Annotated in this window: 18 protein-coding genes and 1 other RNA gene; 16 read left to right on the plus strand and 3 right to left on the minus strand. The window is 40.9% G+C overall.

Annotated features, from left to right (window positions below):
• Positions 1-169: 169 nt before the first annotated feature.
• Complete coding sequence (locus tag ACQ5H4_RS15035) at positions 170-886, plus strand: hypothetical protein (RefSeq protein ID WP_430775806.1); 717 nt, start codon at positions 170-172, stop codon at positions 884-886.
• A 141-nt stretch (positions 887-1,027) separates the two neighbouring features.
• Here the strand turns inward: ACQ5H4_RS15035 and ACQ5H4_RS15040 are convergent, their stop codons facing one another.
• Both ACQ5H4_RS15040 and ssrS read right to left on the minus strand, forming a co-directional pair.
• Positions 1,028-1,540, minus strand: a complete 513-nt coding sequence (locus tag ACQ5H4_RS15040; RefSeq protein ID WP_430775807.1) for a hypothetical protein — start codon at positions 1,538-1,540, stop codon at positions 1,028-1,030.
• Between the two features lie 895 nt (positions 1,541-2,435).
• A non-coding RNA gene (ssrS, locus tag ACQ5H4_RS15045) (6S RNA) lies at positions 2,436-2,632 on the minus strand.
• A 319-nt stretch (positions 2,633-2,951) separates the two neighbouring features.
• On the opposite strand from ssrS, the gene ACQ5H4_RS15050 reads away from it, so the two are divergent.
• The 8 genes from ACQ5H4_RS15050 (at position 2,952) to ACQ5H4_RS15085 (ending at position 13,453) form a co-directional block, all read left to right on the plus strand.
• On the plus strand, positions 2,952-4,409 hold the full coding sequence (locus ACQ5H4_RS15050; RefSeq protein WP_488592170.1) for a histidine kinase N-terminal 7TM domain-containing diguanylate cyclase: 1,458 nt from the start codon (positions 2,952-2,954) through the stop codon (positions 4,407-4,409).
• A 121-nt stretch (positions 4,410-4,530) separates the two neighbouring features.
• Positions 4,531-5,715 carry a hypothetical protein gene (locus ACQ5H4_RS15055; RefSeq protein ID WP_430775810.1) on the plus strand — a complete coding sequence of 395 codons (1,185 nt, stop codon included), beginning with the start codon at positions 4,531-4,533 and terminating at the stop codon, positions 5,713-5,715.
• A gap of 11 nt (positions 5,716-5,726) precedes the next feature.
• The gene (locus ACQ5H4_RS15060; RefSeq protein WP_430775812.1) at positions 5,727-7,607 is read left to right on the plus strand and encodes a hypothetical protein; all 1,881 of its coding nucleotides are present in this window, start codon (positions 5,727-5,729) and stop codon (positions 7,605-7,607) included.
• A gap of 104 nt (positions 7,608-7,711) precedes the next feature.
• Positions 7,712-10,414: a tetratricopeptide repeat protein gene (locus tag ACQ5H4_RS15065; RefSeq protein WP_430775814.1), complete on the plus strand. Its 2,703-nt coding sequence runs from the start codon at positions 7,712-7,714 to the stop codon at positions 10,412-10,414.
• 41 nt (positions 10,415-10,455) lie between these two features.
• A complete protein-coding gene (locus ACQ5H4_RS15070; protein ID WP_430775815.1) occupies positions 10,456-10,845 on the plus strand; it encodes a thiol-disulfide oxidoreductase DCC family protein in 390 nt (129 codons plus the stop codon).
• Positions 10,846-10,859: 14 nt separating this feature from the next.
• Positions 10,860-11,744, plus strand: coding sequence for a TIGR01777 family oxidoreductase (locus ACQ5H4_RS15075; RefSeq protein WP_430775817.1), 885 nt, complete (start codon positions 10,860-10,862; stop codon positions 11,742-11,744).
• Positions 11,745-11,813: 69 nt separating this feature from the next.
• Positions 11,814-12,392, plus strand: coding sequence for a hypothetical protein (locus tag ACQ5H4_RS15080; protein ID WP_430775819.1), 579 nt, complete (start codon positions 11,814-11,816; stop codon positions 12,390-12,392).
• A gap of 59 nt (positions 12,393-12,451) precedes the next feature.
• Complete coding sequence (locus ACQ5H4_RS15085; protein WP_430775821.1) at positions 12,452-13,453, plus strand: helix-turn-helix transcriptional regulator; 1,002 nt, start codon at positions 12,452-12,454, stop codon at positions 13,451-13,453.
• A gap of 70 nt (positions 13,454-13,523) precedes the next feature.
• On the opposite strand, the gene ACQ5H4_RS15090 is transcribed toward ACQ5H4_RS15085, so the two are convergent.
• A complete protein-coding gene (locus ACQ5H4_RS15090; protein ID WP_430775823.1) occupies positions 13,524-15,035 on the minus strand; it encodes a glycine betaine uptake BCCT transporter in 1,512 nt (503 codons plus the stop codon).
• 295 nt (positions 15,036-15,330) lie between these two features.
• On the opposite strand from ACQ5H4_RS15090, the gene uppS reads away from it, so the two are divergent.
• The 7 genes from uppS to ACQ5H4_RS15125 all read left to right on the plus strand — a co-directional run bounded on the left by uppS (position 15,331) and on the right by ACQ5H4_RS15125 (position 25,927).
• Positions 15,331-16,086 (plus strand): undecaprenyl pyrophosphate synthase, encoded by a 756-nt coding sequence (gene uppS / locus ACQ5H4_RS15095; protein WP_430775825.1) that lies wholly within the window; start codon positions 15,331-15,333, stop codon positions 16,084-16,086.
• A 144-nt stretch (positions 16,087-16,230) separates the two neighbouring features.
• Positions 16,231-16,776 (plus strand): RNA polymerase sigma factor SigX, encoded by a 546-nt coding sequence (locus tag ACQ5H4_RS15100; protein ID WP_430775827.1) that lies wholly within the window; start codon positions 16,231-16,233, stop codon positions 16,774-16,776.
• Positions 16,773-17,906, plus strand: coding sequence for an anti-sigma factor family protein (locus ACQ5H4_RS15105; protein WP_430775829.1), 1,134 nt, complete (start codon positions 16,773-16,775; stop codon positions 17,904-17,906). Before ACQ5H4_RS15100 ends, ACQ5H4_RS15105 begins: the two co-directional genes overlap by 4 nt.
• A 66-nt stretch (positions 17,907-17,972) precedes the next feature.
• A complete protein-coding gene (locus tag ACQ5H4_RS15110) occupies positions 17,973-18,908 on the plus strand; it encodes an ABC transporter ATP-binding protein (RefSeq protein WP_430775831.1) in 936 nt (311 codons plus the stop codon).
• A complete protein-coding gene (locus ACQ5H4_RS15115; protein WP_430775833.1) occupies positions 18,892-19,761 on the plus strand; it encodes an ABC transporter permease subunit in 870 nt (289 codons plus the stop codon). The genes ACQ5H4_RS15110 and ACQ5H4_RS15115 overlap by 17 nt, the downstream gene beginning before the upstream one ends.
• Positions 19,762-19,991: 230 nt before the next feature.
• Positions 19,992-22,700 (plus strand): RecB family exonuclease, encoded by a 2,709-nt coding sequence (locus ACQ5H4_RS15120; protein ID WP_430775835.1) that lies wholly within the window; start codon positions 19,992-19,994, stop codon positions 22,698-22,700.
• On the plus strand, positions 22,697-25,927 hold the full coding sequence (locus ACQ5H4_RS15125; RefSeq protein WP_430775836.1) for a UvrD-helicase domain-containing protein: 3,231 nt from the start codon (positions 22,697-22,699) through the stop codon (positions 25,925-25,927). The genes ACQ5H4_RS15120 and ACQ5H4_RS15125 overlap by 4 nt, the downstream gene beginning before the upstream one ends.
• The last annotated feature ends 256 nt before the right edge of the window (positions 25,928-26,183 follow it).

A 26,183-nucleotide genomic window follows, 5' to 3' on the forward strand; every position in this document is an offset into this window, starting at 1 on the left:
AATATGGGAGGGAAGCAATTAGTCTGGTTATCCCCCAATTGCTTCGCAAAACGAGGAGCTTGCAGCTGTGAATCCAAAGGTTAACACAACAATCTATAAATGAACCAACAAAAACTTTCATGCAAAATCAATTCAATCTTATTAAAACGATTTATAAGGAGAGAGTGATTTGGAGGGTAATCAACATCAACACCACCATAAACATTCACATGGAACCCATGTGAATGGATTGAATACTTCAAATAATAACGAGATGGTCATCGATGTTTCTTATGAGGAAGGAAAGGTAAAGCTCCATTTAGCAGACGTAGAAGGAAAACCTACCATATTAGAAACCACACATGAAAAAACAATGCATCTCATTATAGTAAGTAATGACTTAGAAGAGTTTTACCATTTACATCCTGAACAAATTAATATGCACGAATTTGTGGCAAAAGTTCCGTTAGCAAAACCATCCTATACGGTATTTGTAGATATTAATCCTAAGGGCATAGCTTATACTATTCAACCTCATCGCTTGAACTTAAATTCTGATCTTCTCTCTAATAAGGCTATGCTTAACAAAGAGAGTAATTGGAGAAAAGAAGTAAATGGAAGAATTGTTGAACTGGTTTCCAAATCCATGGTTGTAAATGAACCAGTGACGATTTCTTTTCAAATAGAAAATGGAACCCCACAACCCTATCTGGGCGCATTAGGACATGTAGTAATTATTGATCAAGAAGTGGAGCAATTTCTACACGTTCATCCTATATCAGAGAAAGACACAGCTTTTCATACCCAGTTTGATAAATCAGGATTATATAAATTGTGGGTAGAGTTTAGATTTGAAGGAACTGTAGAGGCTTTCCCGTTTGTGATTGAGGTACCAGAACATAAATAAGTTAACTTTATCGGTATTTGTTCAGCTATGTATCTGCTGCATTTTGGGGATAAGAAATTCGTAATCCAAAAGACACTCCTCAAATGAAACAGAGGAATGTCTTTTGGATTAAGGGAAATAGGTTTTTAACGGAAAAGTTTCTTAATCTATTAATAAATGTTTGTTACGTTTAATGATGTCCTGTTGTTGTTCTATTGAAGACATGGGTGGCTTCTCGTTAAATGCCTTTGAAATAAATCTGGAATACTGCTCTTGAAGCTTTGCTTGCTGCATCGACATTTCCTTGTGAATGGCTTTTACTTTAGGATCCTTCATCATAAGTGCAGAAATAAAGTTCAAATTCGCCATATTTTGACCTGTTGATCTTCCTTCAATCGCAACTGGTTTATCTTGTTGTGCAATCGGTCCTTCAAGTGAGGATGGAAGAAGGTCTAATTGAATGGGTGCAAGATTTACTTCGTTTGTTCGGTATGGATCTAGGAGTTCTAGCATGACTCTAATGTGATCCTGCATAACCATGTATTGCTTTTGAATGATTTGTTTTAAAATCGGGTGCTTTGAATGGTAATAATAAATTCTTAGTTTATATAAAACCCCTTCATGAGTGGTCAAATGTTCGTTCATTAATTGAACATCAATTGTAGGTAAGATCAACTTTTAGCCCCTCCCATTTGTAATCTATAGGTATATATCTATAGGCTATGTGAGATCTCCATTTTTGTTCATATATTGTATTTAGCAAATAGGGAGGCACATTTTTAACATAAATGTGATTTTTAGATGTAGCTTCGGATTTTCAGTAAACGATAGATAATAAAATCATCGGAATAAATTTTTAGATAAAATTGCCTACATGGTTAAAAATACCTGTACTCGTTCAACAGCGACTACGGATATTTTTTAATTTTTACTGGAGGTCCGAGGGAGGGGAAATGGGGTTCACTAAAAGCCCTTCTGAAAGTGCCATCTCATATAATTTTCTCATGTAGATTAACGGTAAGTGACGTAACCAAATATAAAACCCTCCAGTGGGTTTTTCCCAAACGGCTAGATCGGAAAAATACTTGTTCAAAGCTTCTAAAGTAAAATCTATTCGTGTTTTCAATTATTACCTTACTTAGGTTGCGGGAAAAAATTTTGAAGTATTTCTCTTAACTAAAGGGGGAAATAGTGAAAATGCATCGGAGTATCCGTTGCCTTTTTCCATCATCTTTGGGTAAAACAATAAAACTTCCAGTTATTAGGAAAAGACAAGAATAAGTAAATTGACTAAAGAGTTAGTTGCTTTCGAGGGATTTCTAAATAAAGGAATATTTTTTCTATTCTTGAAGTACCTAGTAAGTTTGTAAAAGAAAGATTCTATGGAATAGACTGGATGGATTAACTATCTTCTTCTTTTTTTGATTCGTTTCTTCCTAATCACTAATCCTAAAATACCACCTGAAAAGAAGATAATAAAATGATTTACATTAATTTAACCATTAACAATGGTAGAAGCAATTAATATGATTAAACTGATTCCCATTATGAGAAATGCTTGTTTAGCTATGTATCTGCCGCAATTGCCGTATAAAGGTATAAGAAAGTTTTAAACCACCACTCCTCAAAGTGGGTGTTCGCAGAAACATTCCTGCCTGTCCTCCTTGTCGTATAGACGGAGACTTGTCATTCGTGTTTCGATGTTAAACTCCCTATTACAGCTTAAAGGTTAAAACTTTATTATGAATACGAACAATGCAGCTGATGTACTTATACTACTATGAATTGATTTTGTATTCAATGGTAATCATTCCTCATACATCCTCTAACTTACTCTTGATTACTATGAAAAGCCTCATCCAATAGAGTTGAGGGGATAATAAATATTTTCGACAACATTTGAAAAAATTCTACATTTATCATTCGCTTGTGCTAAATTAAAGGAAAATACTTTCCTATAGAGGTACCGCAAAGTGAATTCGGAATTAACCGCTTATATCACCCTTATTTGTACATCAAGTGTATTAAATTTGTATCTATTTTTTACGTGTTTTTCAACCGTCACAAATATACGAAAATCGCCCATTTGTTTCTTCTTTATACAGCAGCTACAACGATTTATTGTTTAGGTGCTGCGTTTGGCATGATGGGTACGACCGTTGGACAATTAAAGTTTTGGACAACGATTCAATATGTGGGCATGCCCTTTTCTCCACCATTGAGCTTATTGTTTACGATGCAGTTTTTGGGATTGAAAGTCACAAAAAAACGGATGATCGCTTTTCTGATCATTCCTTTTATTAGCTTAGTGATGGTGGCGACCAATGATTGGCATCATCTTCATTATCGCGTGTTCGAAGTGGATCCAACGCTCGGAGCGCCTTATATTCACTTGGAAATCGGTAAATGGTATGTGGTACATGGCATTTTCACGTTCTCATGTTTGTTTGCTGGATTTGTCCTCATACTTGCCCATTGGAAGGAAACAGCCAAAACGTATCGTCCTCAATTGATCGCTCTGATGTGCGGGCAATTAGTTCCGATGATCACGGCTTTTGTTTATCTGATCGGTTTAACACCTCCAGGGGTGGACCCTGTCCAAATGGTTCGTTGGCTTGCGACGCTCTTTTATTTATGGGCGATTAGCTCTTCACGTCTATTTACGATTATGCCGATTGCTAAAGATGAGATCTTTAATAGCATTAATGATGGGGTCATGGTGTTGGATAATTCCACTAGATTGATAGAGTTTAACAAAGCCTGTAAAAAGATGTTTCCTCAATTGAACAAATCCATGTTCGGGAACGATCTTGAAAAAGTTTGGGAGGATCTGTCGGGGACATCTATTCCTTTTACACTAGACGCGACCGAGCTTCATCAGGAAATCGAGGTTACAACTGCCGAGGAGGACAAGAGAATCTATCAGGTACGAACCTCGTTATTGCAGAATTCAAAAAATAACAAAGGATTATTGATTATTTTTACCGATATCACAGAGGTCAAGAGACTGCAGCTTCAGTTAGAGCGCCAAGCGTATTATGATGAACTCACCCAAATTTATAATCGCCGGGCGTTTTTTCAGAAAAGCGAACAAGATTTTGACAGGGCCATGAAAGAACCGGTTGATTTTACCGTGATTTTAATGGATATTGATTATTTTAAAAAAGTAAATGACACCTATGGACATCATGTGGGTGATCAATTACTCATTCATGTAGCAAAGGCTTGTCAAACCCAATTACAGGAAGGAAACATCTTTGCCCGATATGGCGGGGAGGAATTTGTTTTTGCAATCAAGGGGAGGACAGCCAGAGAAGGCGACGTGTTAGCCAATAAGATACGGGCCTATATTGAAGCCCACCCGCTAATATGGAGTGAAGGTGAGATTCCTGTCACGGTCAGCATGGGAGTGGCTGAAGCAACGAATAAGACAGGGACGACACTCTATCAGCTACTGAATCAAGCGGACAAAGCCTTATATATAGCGAAAGAGAACGGACGTAATCGGGTTCAGGTTTATTTAGAACACTCAGTTATCTATTGATGCGATTAAACCCTTACAAAGTAGGGGTTTTTCTGTTGGATCATTCTAATATACCTATTCTATTATTACGAAACTCGCAAATTTGGTATAATAGTACCAATTCATACATTTAGGTGATGCAATGCGAAAATACGATGAAGTACGAAGAAAAAAGAACACAATCATATCTGATCTAAGAGGACAAACCGAGAGCATTCAACAACTCGCGAAGGAATCTCGTAGAGTGGCAGAAATCAGTAAAAATGCTCCAGTGATCATAACCGATCTGGATCGACAATTTGAAAAGGCAACCAAATTAGAAGGAGTGGATATCACTTTTTTATTATTTGCCACCGCTCTTCAATGTGTCAGACAGTACATAATAGGAACATTGACTCAACGAACGGGAGATCAGGAAGCAGCGAAAAAGGTAAAGGGTGGAGAAAAAGAAAAATCCAATCGGTCACATAAACTTTATCATCCTTCTTTAGAGGAAATTATCACTAATCCCGTCCCGTTCGATGCGATATACGGTAGTAGGGAGCGTGGCTTGAATATTGGAGGAGGATTTAATCATCGCGCTAAAACATTAGGACATGATCCGATCCTCGGGTGGATTTTTGGAACGATGAATATTGCAACAAGTACGCTGACAATCGCGGAACTGGGAATTCCGAGATCCTTCCATATTAAAACCGGTTATACAGCCCTTGGACATGCTAGAGATAAAATTGATCAAAAAGCCAATACGCTTAAAATCATAGAGTACTCGAATGAAAAGTTATTCCATGAGGGAATACAAGGAAAACAAATCATGGGAGTTTCCTTGTTAAAAGAGGCACAACATTTACGATCAGATATGTTTTCCACCGTGAGTTTGCCCCTCCCTTTAATCTCTTCGATTTCGGTAGAGTATGCAAGCAAACTAGCAGATTATGGTTTGGACATGGGGAATGTTATCAAAGTAGGGAGTCAAGCAGTATTCGCCATGTTAATTAACTCATTGGTGGCGATGATCCATGGGCTATTTTACAAGGAAAGCAAATATGAAAGTTGGAATCTGTATTCGGTAAAAACTAGGAGAATCCTAAGTTATTCAATTGTGATAGCTTCTGCTAGCAATGTAATAGCGGTTGCTATAGCTGCGGCAATCGGAGCGAAAACAGGGAACGAAGCACTTGTAAAAAAATCGCTTAACTACTTGGACATTGGTGGCATCATGGTGACGATTTATCGGATCGTTAGTGACCAAAAGTTTATTAAAGAAGTGAAACAAGAATTTATGTCACAACATTTTTACGATCTCGTCATGGGTGACAACAATTAGGAGGACCTGCCATGTCAAATAGTGTTTTCAACAAGGGAATGGTTGCAGGAGCAAGACCATTTGAAGAAAAGTTTCAGAAACAAGCAGAGAAATTTGAAACAATCGCAAAAAATATCAATCAGAAACTAGATGATATGAGTGAAATGAACGATTTTATCATAAATGAATTAAACACAATGGAAAAAAAACGTCTGTACGATTTGAATACGGTAGTCGATATCGCGGAATTAGGTGAGGATGAAAAAGAACTATTACTTGCAGTCTTGTACACTTTAGCGAATATGAGCGAACAGATAACCCCATACCAGCAAACCTTCCTGCGATCGGTAAAGAACTATTTGCAGATCACAAATGGGCAAACGGTCGTCGACCTGGCTGCGATCGAGAATATGGAAAGCATCAATGATCAAAAGGCCATTCTGCAAGTAATAATGGAATTTCTATTTTTACAGAATGCTAGTCATAGCTACATGGATGAATACAGTGAGGTCATGGACTTTTTTAGCGTAAACAAACGAGGAGTCAGAGAAATACAGGAATGCATTGACCGTATTTACAAGGCAACCGGATTACAAGGAGTGGCAGAAAACTACGGTTATGTACCCGAGGAACCTGAGGAGATCAAGGTTAATCAAGAGCAATTTACAAAAGACTACTCTTCCTTCGAAAAACAAAAAATCACAGAAAAAATGATCGTGCCAGCCGGTGAAGTAAAGACCCTGGAACATCTAAATCTCGTGTTTGAAGACTGTATTCATGTGGAAGCAGGCGGCACCTTACTCATCAAAAATTGTTCGATCAAGGCAAAGAGATTGTTAGATACGGCGATTTCATCTGATCGTGGAGAAATCACGATGGATGGATGTGTGGTTGATTATTATGGATTAGACGGGAAGCAGTATTTCACGTTGCAGAATTCGAAACTGCTCATACAGAATACGGAATTGATTGACTGTCATCGATTACTTACCGATTCGAGTGATGAGTCAGTGATTGAAATGTATAACTGCTCTAGTAATGCTTTAGGGATCGGTGTTACGCATAACATGCGGACGAATCATTTATCTTTGATCAATTGTAAGTTTACCTCATCTAATGACGGCAGTGGGGACTACTATACGTTCAATAACAGACAGTGTGCATTTAACTCGAGAGATCTGAATGTAAAAAACTGTAGTTTTACTGATTTTAAATACGGCGTTTTTGAAATCGTGTTTCCTTTTTTCGGAGACAATAATAAGGATGCAATTAGGATCACTGAATCGGAATTTATTGCTAGTAATGGAGTGATCGATTCATCACATGGGATAAAACCAGTAGTAATCTCCAAGTGTAATTTTGTAGATTGCATAGATGTGTTTACAGGTGGAGGAACGAATGAAGAAACTCCAGTAGTATTTACGGATTGTCAATTAATCCAATGCAGAGGACTGATTGGAAATGGCAGTGGTTCATTTCAATTTTTAAACACGATCATGGACGAAGGGTTCCTTTTTTTACAAACTAGTGGCCGTGTTAGCTTTGAAAATTGTGAAATGAGTAATTGGAATTTAACTAAGGTGTTATCAGACTTACATGCTTATAATTATTCTAAAGACATTGCGATAGAAGTAGGACTCAAAAGTGTGTTTAAAGGTTGCAAATTCACTAACATAGATACTAGAGGAAGCGATCAAGGAGTATCGGATTATTTCATAGGTGGTAACTCGAACGGTGCCTCTATTTTTGTTGACTCCTGTGAGTTTGAGAATATCCTGGTTAACAATGAAATGTTTAGAAAGGTAAAGCATTATACCTTGTACACAGGCACCATATTCACAAGAGCTAAACAAAAATCAACCTACACCCAAATTGAAATAAGAAATTGTCAGGGGATTGAAAACACGATATAGCTATTAGAGAAATGTCAGGCTCACCTGACATTTTTCTTTTTCCCAGCTGCTAAATAGTTCATGTTAAAATATTCCTATATACTAAAGCCTTTTGAGGAGTATCTATGCTAAAACCAAAACGCTCGATCAAACAATTAAAAGAAACCGCGTCCCGGCAGTTTACCGACCGTGAGGAGCCGAGACGTTCGTATATCAATGCCTTCCAATCTTTATCACCCGAACAATACAAAGTACTTGTCTATTACGGAGTGGGTGGGATTGGCAAGTCAAGATTGCAAAAAGAACTACAACATATTACCAGCTCACTCGACCACACAGCCATTCAAGTCACGATCGATTTTCGCGAAGAAAAACACCGTGACCCGTCGGAAGCACTGATTTGGATGCGCCAGCAATTAACGCAGGAGCATCATATCAAATTTACGACCTTTGATTTAGCGTATGCGATTTATTGGAGTCGGATGAAATCGCAAATCACGATGAAGTCTGAACGAAAGACGATTCCCTTTTTAGAAGAAGGTAGCTTTGTCGCTGAATTAATTACCCAGCTTGAAAATCTCCCGGTCGTTCAATGGATTCCGAAGACGATAAAGCTCATTGATGGCCTATCCAACTACCGGGATGTGATGCAATGGTGGAATGGAATCGGCAAAGAGATCCTAGCCGACCTAAAGGACATGCACCCAAAGGATATTGAAGACATGCTTCTGGTGTACTGGGCGGCAGATGTAATTAGCTGGTTGGAAAAAAACAACAGAAAAGCCGTGTTCTTTTTGGATACCTATGAAGCATTATGGGAAAAGGATCGTTCCATCGGTTCCTTCCATGAAAGAGACGAGTGGATTAAGGAATTGATTCTGCAATTTGATGAGGTTTCGGTCCTAAACGTCATTTGTGGACGAGAAAAACTCGTGTGGGAAAAAAGCAATCCGGAGTGGAAATCGGTAGTCGAGCAGCACTTAATGGGGGAATTATCTCCAACCGACTGCAAAAGCTTCCTGAATTCGTGCCTCATTTCAGATGAACACATCCAAGAGGCGATTATCCAAGGAAGCGAAGGACTTCCGTACTATTTAGACTTAATGGTAGATACGTATCAGCTGATCTCGAGAAAGCAAGTGCCTGAAGTCGCGGACTTTTCAAAGAGTCCAGAAGAAGTGCTTCATCGCTTTTTAAAATATTTAGATCGACCGGAAAAAGAAACCTTAAAAATCCTATCGGTTCCAAGATTTTGGACAGAGGACCTTTTTGTCGAGTTAGTTACTGAATTCAAAACCTTTTATCCTGTGACCGCCTTTCCCGAGCTTTGTGAATTTTCCTTTATTCAAGAGCTAGACCAAGACGGATCCTGGTCGATGCATAAGTTAATGAAACAAGGACTGTATCATCAGGTGGAGAATCAAACACCATCACTGTTCCAGCAAGTCCATAGGTTTCTTCATACCTATTATTCTGCAAGACTGGAACATCAGGAGGAACTTCCAACCGTTTTTGTGGAGGCCCTTCATCATGGGGAAAGAGTTCTTTCCTCCAATGAATTAGTCGACTGGCTATCCAAGAACTCCGTTGCGATGACAAATAACGGGCATTGGAGCTCGTTAATCAACGAGTACGAGAGATTAATGGAGGAATACAGTGACTGGAAATTACAAACGCTGGTACAACAAGGTCTATGTGAACTGTACTTGTTAAACGGACAATATGAGTTAGCCGAAAAGCGGGCGAATAGAGCTATTCAGCTTTTTCAAATACAGGGTGAAGGTCAGACTCAAATCGCCTATCTTCAAAAGAAGCTGGGAGATTTGTACCGAAATACCAATAACTATGAAAAAGCGGTGTATTCATTTGTGAGTGCGATCCATGAACTTGAAAAAATCGAAGAAGATCCACAAGTCTTACAAGAGATCGCTTGGATGGCCACTCGACTAGGAAAAATTTATAAACTGCAATCCAAATACGACCTAGCTCAGCAATCGTATCAACTGGCATTAAACAAGTGCTCTAGGTTATCGGAATGGGGTGAACCATCAGCTGAACTATACGCCACCCTCGGGCAAGTGCATGAAAAATTAGGAGAGTTACAGAATGATGAAGGGTCACATGGCGAGGATCTTCATCATTTTTACCAATCCATTCAAGCATATGAGCAGGCACTGTCATCGAAGGAGCTAAAGGATACCATCACGATCCGTGCGCACCAAGGCTTGGCCTATAAACGTCTGGCGGAGGCCATTTCTACTGAAAAAGAAAAACTAGCAAACTTCCATCAAGCGATTTCCATTTACAATGAAGTGATCGAGAAGGCACCGGAATATTTGGATGGCTATGAAATGCGAGGACATGCGTCAGTGGACCTGTTGGATCTGTACGCCGACCTAGACCAATTCAGGCCAGCCTATGAAAGCTTTCAACTCGCCGTGGAGTCTTTTGAAAAAGCGCTTGAGCTTTCGGAAGTCCAGGGCAGTTCGAGAAACAGGCTCAGTTCTGCGTATCGTTCACTAGGAAGATTGTATAGAAAACAAAAGAACTACTCATTAGCCATTGAAGCATTCCAAACTTCACTGATCAAAAGTGATGAATTGTTCCAGCATTCAGCTGAATACATTTATGCCCACAACAGCCGAGGCAAGATCTATCGGGAAATGGGAGATTGTTATGTAGATATGAAGGAAGTGGAGCTGGCAATTAGCTCCTATGAGATGGGAATAGCATGCTTTAAGAGGCAACTGGAACATTCGCCTGGCTCCAAGACAGCCATGGTGAATATTGAGAGATTAGAGAAATTAATCGTTCGTTTTTTAGCATAAGATGAGTAAGTAAAATTCTTATATTGAAAAGAGGTGAGGGTATGAACAACATTATTTTGTTCGATGGAGAATGTAACTTTTGTGATCATAGCGTTCAATTTATCATCAAGAGAGATAAAAATGCCGTATACAAATTCACCTCGCTACAAAGTGACGTAGGGCAAGAGATAAAAAGAAAGTACCAAGTGCCTGAACATATTGACAGCATGATCTTAGTTAGGGACGATAAGTGTTACTTTAAGTCTGCAGCAGCTCTTCGGATCATCAAGCACTTATCAGGCGGTTGGAAGCTCTTATACGTACTATCGATCATACCAAAACCCATACGAGACTATTTCTACGATATCCTTGCCAAGAATAGATATAAATGGTTTGGAAAAAAGGATCATTGCATGCTACCGTCACCAGAAATAAGAAAACGCTTTTTATAGAAAGGGAGAGGCCTATGAAAAAAGTGGTTATAGCCGGGGGGACTGGTTTTATCGGCGAATACTTTCAAAAGAAATTCAAAGACCAAGGATACGACGTGAAAATTATCTCGAGGCAAAAACAGCATATTTCATGGGAAGACAAGGAAGATATTGTTGAAGCTCTAGAGGATGCTGAACTCTTAATTAACCTTGCAGGTAAATCAGTCAATTGCCGATACAACGAGGCAAACAGGAATGAGATCATGAACTCAAGGTTGAAGACTACAACGATCCTTGGAGAATCCATTCAAGCGTGTACCAATCCACCTAAGACATGGGTAAACTCCAGTACAGCAACGATTTATCGACACGCAGAAGATCGCCCGATGACGGAAGAAAATGGAGAAATGGGTTCGGGTTTTTCGGTAGATGTCGCAACCAATTGGGAGAAAACTTTCTTCTCCTTTGACCTTCAGAACACCAGACAAGTCGCACTACGTATAACCATCGTTTTAGGAAAAGACGGTGGAGTCATGACTCCTTATAGAAATTTAGTTAAGTGGGGTCTAGGAGGGAACCAGGGGAACGGAAATCAAAAGTTTAGTTGGATTCACGTCGAAGACTTATTTCAAATTGTCCTATTTTTAAAAGATAGAAAAGATCTGAGCGGGGTGTTCAACTGTTCATCCCCAGCCCCTGTTAGCAATTACGAGTTCATGAATACCCTCAGAAAGACGATGGGTGTCCCGTTTGGATTACCAAGTCCGAAATGGATGTTAGAAATCGGTTCTATACTCATCAAAACCGAAACGGAATTAGTGTTAAAAAGCCGTTGGGTGCTTCCTGATCGATTACAACGTGAAGGCTATACATTTGTCTACCCAACCCTTGTTGAGACCTTACAGGACATACTTAACTAAGGAGTATGAAGAAAGAGGAGTCGATTTCATGAGTAAAGGTTCCACACTCTCATTCAGCATAGGTGAGGCATGAGAAAGTTACTGATTGTCGGTTTAGTGATATTGGCAGCCATAGGACTCGGTAGTTGGGCTCTCACTTCTGATTTTGAATTTGGTAAATTCGACGACTTTGAAGAAGCACTACAAAAAGGGATCCCTCATCAAATTAACCATATCGTTCATAAAGATAACTACGAAGGTGTAACCATTGTGATGTATACGACATTTCCCGACCAAATGGAACTACCCCTCGCAGACTATGAGGCCCTGGCTGTTGCATTTTTTAAAGGTAGCGACAAAGAAGGTTGGGAAAGCATTGGCCACCATGGATGGAGTCACTATGAGAATGACAATATGACACTTTATAGTGAAGCTCTTCGTGACTACGACCATCAAGGCAATACCCTTCATGATTTCTACGTGGTGTTTGGAGAAATTAATAACCCCAATATTGTTAAAGTGGAAACAAAAACACATGAGGAAGAAACCTTTGAAGAAGCGAAAATTATTAGTAGCAATGGATTACGATACTATTTCCAAATAGGAAGAGAAATGATTGTTAGAGGTCTATCTGGTAGTGGAGAAGTGATTGACAGGCAAGGTGGTTAAGACCCTGGAGGTGGGACTTCTAACTAGAAAATATGTAAAGAGAGAAAAGGGGAATTTCCATGCTTGAAGATACAACCGGTGTCCGTCTCCTCGCGTTAAAAGAAATCTTTCTTCGAGAGACGGATGAAGTCAAACAGCTTTCCATTAAAGAATTGGTGGAAAAGCTACAAATAGAAATACCAGGATGTACGGCTAATGAGAAAAAAGTAAAAGAATATATCGAAATCTTGAAAGCTACCGGCTTTGAGATTATTGATAATACCGAAAAGTATGGGAAGAAATACTACAGTCACCAAGATCGATTATTTGAAAAATATCAATTGAGACTGTTAATTGATCCGATTCTATCGGCTCGTTTCATCACGGAAGAAGAAAAGAGAAACATCGTATCCAACGTGAAAAAACTGACCAGTAGCCATGTAGCAAAGTCTCTTCCAGATCCAATTGTCTATCAGCAATCCATTAACCAAGATTACAACCTAATCAAATTACATATTGATAAAATTCATGATGCCATTTTTGAAAGTAAGCTGATTAAATTCCAGTACGGAGACTTTAATATTGATAAAGAGTTTCAACTGCGTAAAGGTGGGGAGCATTACCAGATCAAACCACTAGCACTCATTTGGGAATCGGACTTTTATTACTTAATTGGAGAAGATACGAAATACAGTGAAGAAGACAATCCTCGAAACTACCGATTGGATCGAATGAGGAATGTCCAGATTACAGAGAACAAGTTTGTGAAAAATAGGAAAGACATCAGTAGCTATGTTCAACAATCCTTTCATATGTTTGGAGGACAAGATGAAGTGATCACACTGCAATTCCACTTAAATCGAGTCGCTCTCAATGGAGTCATTGATAAGTTTGGGGTGGATGCAGACATTAGAAAGGGAGAAGACAACACCTTTATTTTAAAAGCAAAAGCGAAGCATAGTGAAGGATTGAAGGGGTGGATTCTTGGATGGGGAAGGCATGTGAAAGTGTTATCTCCTCCATCACTTGTAGAGGATATGAAACAGGAGCTAGAGAAAATGATGAGGGCCTATGAAGAATAGGGAGTAAAAAAGGATTGATGAGCAAAACCGTTCTTTGCTCATCAATCCTTTTTGTTCCTTCTATGTTACATTACACCTTTCTTTTCCGAATCTGGCCAATGCCCAGTTCTTTTGCTTCTTTGCGTAACGCTATTATGAGACTGATGGTCATTAAAGCGATAATGATTGAAAATGGTAAAGCTGCGATAATCATCATATTTTGTAATGCCTGAAGACCGCCTGAGTATAGAAGGGCTAGGGCGATGGCAGAAAGTAAAATCCCCCATGTGAATTTGATTTTATTTCCAGGAGTGTGTGATCCATTTGTAGTCATCATCCCCAGCACATAGGTTCCTGAATCAGCAGACGTAATGAAAAAGGACCCTATCAGAACCATGGCCGTGATGCTTGCGACTAAAGGAAATGGATAATTCGCAAAGACGCCAAATAACGATTCTTCTGGAGATAGACTTGATATATTGGCAACCCCATTGTGTTCTAGCGAAATGGCTGAACCTCCGAAAGCGGAGAACCATAAAAAAACAATAACGGATGGGATGAGTAGAACAAAAAATACAAATTCCCTAATACTCCGCCCTCTTGAAACACGGGCGATAAAGATACCGACAAAGGGTGACCAAGCAATCCACCAGGCCCAATAGAAAATCGTCCAAGCATTGATCCATCCACGAATGTCCTCATTTAAAGGAGCAATTCGAAAGCTCATCTGTGGTAATGTTTGAATGTATGTACCAATCGTATTTGTAAATAAATTGAGAATAAATAATGTGGGACCAAATAAAAACATTATTAAAAATAAAGCACCGGCTAAAATCATATTTGCGTTAGATAATATTTTTATTCCTTTTCCTAGCCCTGACATGGCGGATAGTAAAAATAAAACAGTTACAATGGCAATAATAAGGAATTGTACCCCTATCGTTTTAGGTACTTCAAATAGATAGGCCAATCCTCCATTGATTTGAACGGCTCCAAATCCAAGCGATGCGGCCACACCAAGAACAGTGGCTAATACAGAAAAGGTGTCAATCGCTTTTCCTGTTGGTCCGTTCACTTTGTCACCGAAAATAGGCTCTAATGTGGCACTTATTAACCCCGATTTATTTTGTCTAAATTGAAAATAGCCAATGGCAAGAGAAACCATGGCATAGATACTCCAAGCGTGAATGCCCCAATGAAAGAAAGTAAATCTAAGGGCATCTCTGATTGCTTGATTGGTACCAACTTCCCCTGTTGGAGAACTTATTGCATAGTGGCTAAGTGGTTCGGACGTGCCGTAAAAGACAAGTCCTATCCCCATTCCCGCACTAAATAACATCGCAATCCAAGTGGGGGTAGAAAATTCCGGTTTCTCATCTTGTCTTCCCAGCTTAATCCGTCCAACTGGTGAAATTAAGAAATATAGGCAAATAACAAGAATGATACTAACGAGGATAAGATAATACCACCCAAATGCATCAGAAAAAAAAGCTTGAATATTTGAGGTGATTTCCTCTAACTGATTTGGAAAGATGACACCAGCAAGAACGAGAAGGGATAGGATAAATATCGAAATGTAAAACACTACATACGGTTGTTTCATTGCATTAGCTCCTTCATGAGTAACAATACTTGTAGTATTTGCTCTATTCGCTTTTATAATGTAAGTAAAAAAATAGCAAGCAAATGAGAGATCATCGTTAGGAAGAAATGTATAACGGTGCAGGAGTTGAACAAAAAAATGAGCGTTTTAGTTATAAACATTCCTTTAAAATGAGGAATGTTTTTTTATGATATTACCGATAAAAATTATGTAAAAAGAAATAAAAATTTATTGTAAAACAATAAATAATATGTTAAATTTCAAAATGACAAAAAAATCAGAGTAGGTGTTTTTAATGAACATTCCTTTTCTTACGAACAAACAATTAGAAGAAACTTTTCATTATTCGGATGAAAATACTCCGGAGCATATAGCCATCATTATGGACGGAAACGGACGCTGGGCCGAGAAACGAGGCCTGCCTAGAGCAGCTGGCCATAAAGAAGGTCTTTCAACCGTCGTAAAAATAGTAAAGATGGCAGTGAAATGTAAGGTGAAGGTGCTGACGCTTTATACATTTTCCACGGAAAACTGGAAACGTCCAAAACACGAGGTAGAGTTTATATTGAGACTTCCCAAGGAGTTTCTATCTATTTATCTACCAGACCTTATATCGAATAATGTACGCATAGAGACAATCGGTGATCTGGAAAATCTTCCTGTCTATACACGTGAAGCCGTACAGTATGCAATGGATCGTACTAGGGATAATGATGGTCTTCAACTGAATATTGCGCTCAACTATGGTAGCAGACACGAAATTCTAAAGGCGATGAAAGAGATGCTAGCAGATATAAATGAAGCAAAATTGTCACTAAATGAACTGGATGAACAGCACCTTTCAGAATACCTCTATACAGCGGGTATGAAAGACCCGGACCTTCTTATTCGTACAGGAGGAGAAAAACGGCTGAGTAATTTTCTTCTTTGGCAGCTGGCCTACACCGAGTTTTGGTTTACCGATGTGCTCTGGCCAGATTTCTCTGAGATGGAATTTCTTCGTGCGTTGAAAGAATTCCGGCAACGAAAAAGAAGATATGGCGGAATATAGGAATATGGTACGGCCACAAATGGCTCTTTGGGATTCTGAAAATGATGAAGAAATAAAAATCAAATAAAACAAAATGAAACCTGTCACAAAAATCTTGATTCTGGTGTCATTATAGTGAGAGCTCTTAGAAAGGAGGACATGATGATGGAGGTGAAGGCGAATTTGTCGGAAAACAAGAACCATCCGTCAAAAGAAGAAACGTTTCAGGACTTATTTCAACAATATTATTCTCATGTCGTTCGAAAAATAATGATCGTGGTGAAAGAACAATCTCTTGCAGAAGATATTGGGCAGGAAGTGTTTGTAAAATTATACCATACAGATCGAACAACGATTGATCATATACCAGGCTGGCTCACAAAGGTTGCTATAAATACGGCTTATAATCATATTCGAACGGAAAAGCGCCATCATGCTCGTAAAGATAAACAAGCAATCTATGAAAGTGAATCGGTTGGATCAGTGGAAGATAGATATTTGGAGCTGGAAGTTATCCATGAAGTTCAGCAAATATTAATGAAATTACCCGAAAGAGATCGTGACCTTTTGATGATGAAATATTCTGGCTACAGCTACGAGGAAATAGCTAAAAGTAGAGGGATGGAAAAGGTATCGATAGGAACGTTACTGGCTCGGGCAAAAAAACGCTTTAAAAACTTTTATATGGAGGAAAGGAGCGAGGAGACATGACTTGTCATGAGATGGGTGTGCTGCAGGCTTTTTTAGATGGAGAAGTCAGCCGTGAGGAGAAAAAACAAATCATGAGGCACCTAGAAAGCTGTCAAACCTGCCGTGAAAACATGGAAGAATTGAAAAGCCTTCACTCCTTTTGTGAGAAGACACTAGAGGTGAAAGATGTAACCATTGACACCGATCAGGCATGGGCAAGGTTTGAGAAACATGTTCTAAATAAAGAAAATCAGAAAAAGGTCGAAAAAATAAATGTTTCTATGAAAAGGAGATGGAGTACGATGCAAACAAAAACCAAACGTTTACTACTTTCAGGGGCGGCGGCTGTAGCGATTTTTGGCTCATTCACTATTCCTCAAGTGCAAGCCGGTGCTAGTCAATTTTTATCATTATTCCGTGTAGATCAATTTGAGATGGTGAAGTTAACGCAAAATGATATAAGAGAAATCGAGACTTGGGTGAGCGAAAATAAAGCAGGAACATTAGATTTAAAGGGAATTGGTAAGTTAGAAGTGTCAGAGAACGCTGGAGAGTCGAAGTATTATGAAACACAGGAATTAGCTGTAGAAGCTGGCTATCAAGTGCCTACACTAGAGAATTTTGAAGTCGAGGGAGTAAGCGTGACTCGAGCAACAACGATCACGTTTACCTTAAATGTTGAAAAAACCAATCAACTATTATCTCAATTAGGTTCAGAACAAGAGTTTGATGCCGCATTGGATGAAAAGCCATTCTCTGTATCAACATTTGATGCGATTAAAACAGACTATACGACGAACAGTCAACGCATCTCCTATATGCATACAAAATCTCCAGAAATCAAGGTTCCAGAGGGAGTATCTGTCGAGCAGTTAAAAGCTACGTTACTATCACTGCCGTTTATTCCTGAAAATGTGAAAACACAGCTGGCAGGTATAGATAATTTGGAAACGACCTTGCCCATTCCAGTAGTGGAAACAGAAGGAGCGAAGGTGAGCGAAGTTCGAGTAGGTGAAGCTCAAGGCTTTGCTGTAGAAGGTGAGCAGCAATCATCCATCGTATGGGAGGAAAATGGACATATTCATGTAGTCGTTTCTGAAGGGAAAATGGGGAAAGACGAATTGACACAATTACTTACACAAATGAAGTAATAAGGAAGAGTTCAGGGCGCTCTATTTGCGCTCTGAATCTTTCAGCTTAGTTATGGGGGAAAGATGATGAGCGTGATTCAGACGAATTCTTTAACAAAAACATATAATGGAAAAGGTGGCATTTCGGATGTGACTTTATCCGTGGGTGAGGGAATAGTATATGGCTTTTTAGGTCCGAATGGCTCTGGGAAAAGCACATTCGTTCGTACCCTTCTTGGATTATTAAAGCCAACTAGCGGAGAAGGGTATATTCTTGGTGAACCCATCGGAACGACCAAATCACGGGAACAAGTTGGGTATTTACCAGAGTTATTTCGATACCCAGATTGGCTGACAGGAAGGCAATTGCTAGAATGTCATGCGGAATTATGTAAAATACCCGTTCGGCAACGAAAGAAACGAATCGAAGAAGTAGTAGAATTGGTCGGAATGACCGGAAGAGAAACGGGGCGGATCAGTGGATTTTCGAAAGGGATGTCGCAACGAATTGGGTTAGCTTGTGCCATTCTAAATGATCCTAAGGTCATTTTTCTGGATGAGCCCACTTCTGCACTGGACCCGATTGGACGGAAAGATGTACGAGATTTGATGGTCTATCTTCGAGATCAAGGAAAAACCGTCTTTTTAAATAGCCATTTACTTTATGAAGTCGAAAGTGTATGTGATACAGTTTCGATCGTTCATCAAGGGGAAATGGTGGCACAAGGACCGTGGCGAGAATTAATGATGACCGAAGCAAAAGTGGAAGTGGTCACCGATCAGCCTATCAATCTGCCGTTTCCTTCGTTTGTAACACAGTATCAACAAGTAAACGAGAAAGAAGCTCGTACTAGGTGGATCTTACAGCTTGAAAACGAAGGCGATATTCCAAAAATCATTCATTATTTTTCTTCCCATCAGGTGGCTATCTATGAAGTGAAACCCATCACGCCTCATTTAGAGGATGTTTTTTTGCATTGGGTGAATCAGAAAAAGGAGAACGCTCATGTGGACAATCAGTAAATTAACTTTTAAAGAAATCATCTCCAAACGGATCTTTTTAATTACGATCATTATGACGTTCGTTTTTCTGGCACTTTATGGAACGGCCATTTATTTTGCTGCCAAGGAATCAGCCGATGCGACTGGTGCTGTTCAAGGAACAGAACTTATGTTAATGCAGCAGTTTGTCGCTTCACAGCTTTTAGGTGTCGGACTATATTTTGCATCATTTATTACAGCGTTGCTTGCGATCCTGTCTAGTGTTAGTGCGATTTCAGGCGAAGTGTCTAGTCATCAAATTGATACATGGTTGATGCGACCGATCTCTAGAGCGCAATTTGTGTTAGGAAAGTTTGTTGGATTAGCTCTTCTCATGATTGCTTATGCCGTCGGTCTCTTTTTTAGCATCGTCGCTCTCCATCAAGGAATTGGAGGAGAATGGATGGCCCTCAACATCCAACCCATTCAGATGATCAAAGCTGTCAGTGTATTTGCGATTCAGCCGTTTGTTTTGATTGCCTTTGGAATCTTATTAAGTACAAAAATGGCCACTTTAAATGCAGGAATCGTTTCAATTATTTTGTATGGAGCGGCCTTTATCGGTGGCTTTATTGAACAATTTGGAGCAGTCATTGAAAAAACGAATCTACTTAATATCGGAATTATCATGAGTCTTATTTTTCCCATTGATTCAATGTACCGGAAAATGACCATTTTCTTATTTGATACAACGGATAATCCTTTGTCAGTAGCACAAGGTGGAATGTTCACTAGCATTTCTAGTCCTAGTAATGTCATGATCGTGTATGCGGTACTATATGGGGTTATTGCCGTGATGGTTGCAATTTCTAGTTTTAAAAAACGTGATGTGTAAATGTAATCAATGAGTGAAGAGGAGCAGGTTAAAATCTAGCTTCTCTTTTTTTATGTTTATTAAAAAGTAAAAAATAGACAAATATTTGGTATGATCGTTTACACTGAAGAAGACAATAAAAAGTTAGGAATGCCAATGAAGATTAGGGTGTCCCAAAAATGGACCACCCCTTTGCTTATAATAGAAAAAAACAAAACATCCTGTTTGGACGATAAAAAGGAGGACCAATGATGAAAATCAACCTCGGCTTTTGGCTGGATTCTGCCTCATATCCGGACGCGCTACATGGCCAAGAGGCATCTGCAGGTACAGTGGTCACGGGATTCAACGGCTTACTTGGGATTTTGGAAACACAGTTAGGCTTAACCTTCCCAAAGCAATCAGAAAATCTGCGAATTGCTGAATGGCAAGAGTTGTTGCGAAAACATGACAATGCGAATAGGTTATATTCGCAATCCTATCAAACCGATTCTTGGAACACAGCGAGAGAATTGCTGCGTCGTCGGGATGAGCTCGTCTTAGCTGGCTGGGACCCGACGATCCATATGGGCGGAAGCAATTGGTTGGAACTATTAGGAGAATTAGAGAAAACCAATCAAAACCGTACATGGGGATTGCCGGATCGCGTTCGTGCCCTATTAGCTAAGCTCGATGAACCGGTACAAGTACATATCGACACCATCACGCTCGTCGATGAGGACGAAACCTTATGGGACCCTTGGTGTAAGCAGTTGATTGAAAAATTGAACCATCATGGAGTGGAAATGGTGAAAGCTCCTGTTGAAAAAGAGAACCAAGAGGAGCGCACCACAGATCTTTCTCTTCTAAAAAGTGTTCTAGCTGGAGAATCATTGTCTCAAGAAGCAAAGGGGGACGGAAGTATACTTCTCGTTCGCTCCGAACAAGAATGGGATGCCGCTGATTTTCTAACGAGCTGGCTGCAGGAACATGGCACCGAACAGACGGTCATTATTAAGGGCGAAGGATCTCTACTGTTGGACGAGCTTCTTCACCGCCGCGGCGTGGCAGGAGCCGGGGCAGAGGAGGCTTCGAAATGGCGTGCGGTTCTCCAGGTGTTGCCTCTCACGATTGATACCTATTGGAACCCGATCCGAGTCGAGCGAATGATGGAATTGGTCACGATTCCCTCGTCTCCTATTCCAGGTCGGATTCGTTATCGATTGGCGACGGCTTTAGCGAATCATCCAGGAATTGGTGGTCCTGTTTGGACAGAGGCCATTGAGCAAGGACTTCACCATTATGAAGAAACATGGGTGGAAGAAGGGCTGGACGATCAGGAAAAGAAAAAGCGCCGGAAAAAGCTTGAAGAGAAGCTGGATTTGTGGGTTCGTCATGAGTATTATGACCCGAATGAAGGAATTCCGTTAGAAACCTTCGTTCACATATGTCAAAAAGTGAGCCAATGGGCCGCAACCACCTATCAAAGAACCCATGACCCGATCTATGCACAAGCCATCAAGCATGCGCAGGAAGTATTAGATGGAGTAAGAACGCTCGGTGTATCCTCCGTCTCTCAACTGCAAGTCGGACGAATCATGGACTCGGTTTTAGGAGAGAGAGCCAAGCTATCTCATTACGGAGAAGAAGTGGCCCCATGGCAGGTGGTTAATCATCCGGGGCAGATTTGGGGTCAAGCCGACACGATCCTTTGGTGGGGATTTCTTAAAAATAGGTCAGGACCAAGCATTCGAACGTGGACGGTAAAAGAACGGAATTGGCTCAAAGAGCAAGGGTTCTTCCTTACAGAGGAAGATGTTCGACGCCGTCGAGAAGCTGCTTCTTGGCAGAAAGCGATTCGTTATGCCAACCGAAAACTGATTCTGTTTGCTCCGGCCAAAGTAAAGGGAGAAGAAATCCCGATTCACCCTTTATGGGATGAAATTCGCTATGCGGTCGTGAAAGACCATCATACAGAGAAGAAACTCACCGTGGACCCAGCGGAATGGCGGAAGCAGCCAAGTGTGACTTTATTTGAAGAGCAAATTGATCGTGTGGGGTTGAACAAACGGAACATCCCGGAACCCATCCGAACGTGGCAGGTACCAGAAAAAGTGGTTCTCCCTCGTGAAGAGGAATCGGCAACAAGCTTTGAGAGCTTAATCGGTTGTCCGGTTAAATGGACGTTCCGCTATGCAGCCAAAGTGAAACCCGCTAGTGCCCTTTCGATCCCTCATGAATCGCTCATGTTAGGGAATTTAGGACACGTGATACTAGAACATCTGATTACGGAAAAATCCAGCTGGAGCGAGCAGGAAGTACGCTTAAGAGCAGGGGAATTATTTGATGAGCTGATGCCAAATTTAGCGGCCCCTCTATTAGAACCAAAAAATAGCATTCGTCGTAATGAAACACGAAGACATTTGCAAACTTCTTTACAGCAATTTTTCAAAGTCTTACATCAAGCAGGCGTTCAGATTCAACATACCGAGCTTGAATTGCAAAAACCGTGGAGCGAAGGTGTCGAGTTCAAAGGAAGATTGGATTTGGTTGGTGAAACACGAACCGGGAAAAAGATTCTCTTTGATGCGAAATGGTCGAGAAAACCGAGCAATTATAAAGAGCGCTTAGAAAAGGTATCGATCCAGTTAACACTCTATCATTGGCTGTTAGCGGATCATGAGGATGAAGAACTGCCTGTCGCGTATTTCATGCTTCGTAGCGGACATTTTTACAGTTTGCCACACGAAGACTTTCCCGAAGACTACCATGTGCCAGGACCATCACTTTTAGCGAATCATGACATGGTGCGAAAATCGGTAGAAGACGTTTGGACTCAGCTTCAACGAGGAACGGTTATTGCTCCAGGTGTACCATCAAGAGATGCAGAGGAAGCGGGCTCTTTCGCCTCCATCATTGACCCACCTTGTATGTATTGTGAATATCAGAATCTATGTGGAGTAAGGAGAGTGACCACATGAGCGGAAAATTAACGATGTTAAGTGCAGGTGCGGGAGCGGGGAAAACCTTTCGTTTATCAGCCGAAATTGTCAAAGCCATCCAAAATGGGGTGCCTCCGGAAAACATTATGGCCACCACGTTTACCACAAAAGCGGCCGATGAACTGATAGAAAGGGTGCGTCTGAAATTGCTGGAAGCAGACGATGCGGAATCAGCCGCGCGAATCCTCGATGGCTATGTGGGAACGATGAATAGTGTGTTTGGCCGGCTGTTACGAGAATTTGCACTTGAAATGGGCCTTTCTCCTGTTCAAATAGTGTTAGCCGAAACAGAAGCAACCGTCCTTTTTGATACGGTGGCCGTGGAGGAAATTGACAAATTTTATCGGGATTACCGACTCATTTTTGAACGCTTGGGTCAAGAAGATTGGCGTAAAAAGGTGCTTGAGATATTGAAGCTAGCTCGTGAGAATGGGCTGAGCGCAGAGGATGTGAAAGCCTGTGCCGATTATTCGTGGAATACGATGATTGAATGGCTTCCCACTCCACTAGAAAACCCTGCTAAGTTGGACAACGAGTTAAAGGCGGCCCTGAACTTTGCGAAGCAAGAACTTCCAGGGGAAGATACAACAAAGAAAACCTTGGATGCGGTAGAGTTGATCAAAACAGCGCTTGCCGATTGGGAGCGGAACGGCTCACTCACCTGGCAAATGTGGGCAAAACTGAGTAAGCTCGATGTCGGGAAAAGCAGTCGTGACGTCGCTTACCCTATACAAGAAACGGCTTCCGTTCATTTCCGCCATCCCGGCCTGCATCAAGATATGAAAGACGCCATTTATGGCTTATTTCTTTGTGCGTCGGAAGCGATGGAAACGTATAAAGTCGAAAAAAGCAAACGAGGCTTAATCGATTTTACGGACCAAGAGTCGCTCGCCCTTCAATTATTAAAAAATGAACCAAATATTGAGGTGTTAAAGGATCGAATTTCGGATGTGTTCATTGACGAGTTCCAAGACTCAAGCCCACTACAAATAGCATTAAATATGCAGCTTCGTGAAATCGCCCAAAAGGCTACATGGGTGGGTGATGTAAAACAGGCAATCTATGGCTTTCGAGGAACCGATCCTGAACTGATGCAAACCGCGATGACGAGCATTCCCGATTTGGACATCGAAATACTCGATGCGTCGTATCGTTCCCGCAAATCTTTAGTTGATTTCGTGAATGCGATATTCGTGCCTGTGTTTGAAGCCAGAGGGATGAGAGCAAACCGTGTCGCTTTAGACCCTAAGCGAGAGGACAAGCCTGAACAAGCCGTAGCAGTGGAAGCCTGGTCCTATCTGAATTCAAAAAATCAAAATGCCGACGCCGCTCATTTGGCTACTGGTGTTCAGAACATCTTACGTCAAAAAGAACAGTACATCCTTATCGATAAAACCACCCGTGAGCCTCGATCGCTAGAAGCTGGGGATATGGCAATTTTATGCCGATCCAATGATGAGTGCGTGAAAATCGCCACCGCACTTTCTAAGCTAGGCATTTCTGCGACTGTTGGAGAAGGCGGATTGATGGCCACCTCTGAAGTCGTATTTGCTGTAGCGGCTATGCGGTACTTAGTAGACGCGAATGATACGTTGGCACTCGCTGAATTGGTCCACTTTTCTTCAGACACGTGGGGAGAAGGACGTTGGCTGACTGATTGGCTACAAACTGACAAAGGAATGGACACGATTAAGACGGAGCCGTTGATCCAAGGTTTGGACCAGGCTCGTCAGAAAATCGTTCAAATGAGTCCTTCTGAAGTGTTGGATTTAGCCTTAGTTACTTCGAAGGCAGACGAAGTTTCACTAAGCTGGGGACAGGGAAATCAACGCTTAGCGAATTTGGATGCACTAAGGAAACTGGCTACCAAGTATGAGGATCTGGCTGGAACCAATGGCACAGCCGCCACCTCGGTTGGATTTCTATTATTTCTAAATGAAGTCGAAAGAGACAAAGATTTAAATCTCGTCGCTGAGTCCACGGATGAACATGCCGTAAGAGTACTCACCTATCACAAGGCAAAAGGGTTAGAATGGCCTTTCGTAATTATGAATTCCTTGGAAAAATCGTCTGAAAAAAATGGGCCTCCCCCGGTATTCGATCGACCGATGGCAGTCAGCTCCACCCCATTTAATGTGGAAAATCCACTTCATGGTCGCCGGCTATATTATTGGCCGTGGCCGTATGGAAAAACCTATAGCAAGGTGGGGCTAGACGCGCATGTAGCAGAGGCACCAGAACTACAGCAACGAAAACAGCAGCTATTAGACGAAAATCAACGATTATTATATGTAGGAATGACTCGAGCAAGAGATTATCTCGTCTTTGCCGCTCGTGATTTTTCAAAAGTAAAATGGATTCAAGAAATGACCGATAGTTCCGGCCGTCAAGTTCTATCCGCCATTGGGGTGCAAAACGAAGATCAAGAAGAAGTACCACTTCATAATCGAGACGGAAAAATGATCGTAAATGGTGAGGAATTCCCTTGTAAGGTAAGAGTACTGACAATGGAAGAAGCACCAGCAACAGCCTTTGAAATGAATGAAGAACAGGAAGTTGTCTATGTGGGGAAAACCGTTGAAAGGGTCACCTTTGTCCCAGCAAGATTTAGCCCTAGTGCATTAAAGGGTGAACTGGATGCTCAAGAAACACATGTAAACCTTGAAACAGACACGAATCGAATTCATCCAATCGGCAGCCGTCTGCCACTCTCAGGGAACCCGGACATGGCTCTATTGGGGGAAATGGTGCACGCCTTTTTAGCTGCGGACAATCAGAAGATGGAAAAAGAAGAGCGATTAAGCCTGGCTCAATCTATTCGGGATCACTATAAGATTTCAGCTCTATCAACCGAATCGATGCTAGAAGCCTCCGACCGACTGGAGGAGTTTTTAACTGAAAACTATCCTGAGCTACTGAAAAGACATAGTGAATGGCCCGTACATCTGCAAAAAGGTCTACAAAAAGCATCAGGCTGGATTGATTTACTCCTTTTAACGCCAAAAGGCTGGGTCATTGTGGACCATAAAAGCTTTCCGGGGAAAGAAGCCGACTGGGTCACGCAAGCGACGAGTTACCTCCCGCAATTGCGTATCTATGCAGAGGCCCTGCATAAAGCAACCGGACAACCTGTCTATGAAGCATGGATTCATATGCCAGTTGTTGGAGCGATGATTCACTTTTCAGAAGAAGAAATTATCTTTTAAGGAAATAGCCTATAAATCCGCAAAAATACTCGTACTCGTTCACCAACGATTACGGGTATTTTTTAATTTTTACAGGAGGGCGAGGGAGGGGGGAATGGGCTAGTGCGAACTTTGTACTTGGCTACCAAAGTATCAAATGAGATCATTAGTAACAATTTATTTGTACTATCACAACACGGATATGTAAAAATTCATAAGGAGCCCCCTTGCTAGTTATAATAATTAGGAACTATAGAACGATAAGAAGGAATTTCTA

The organism is Bacillus coreaensis, from assembly GCF_050586445.1.
GTDB lineage: Bacteria > Bacillota > Bacilli > Bacillales > Cytobacillaceae > Robertmurraya_A > Robertmurraya_A coreaensis.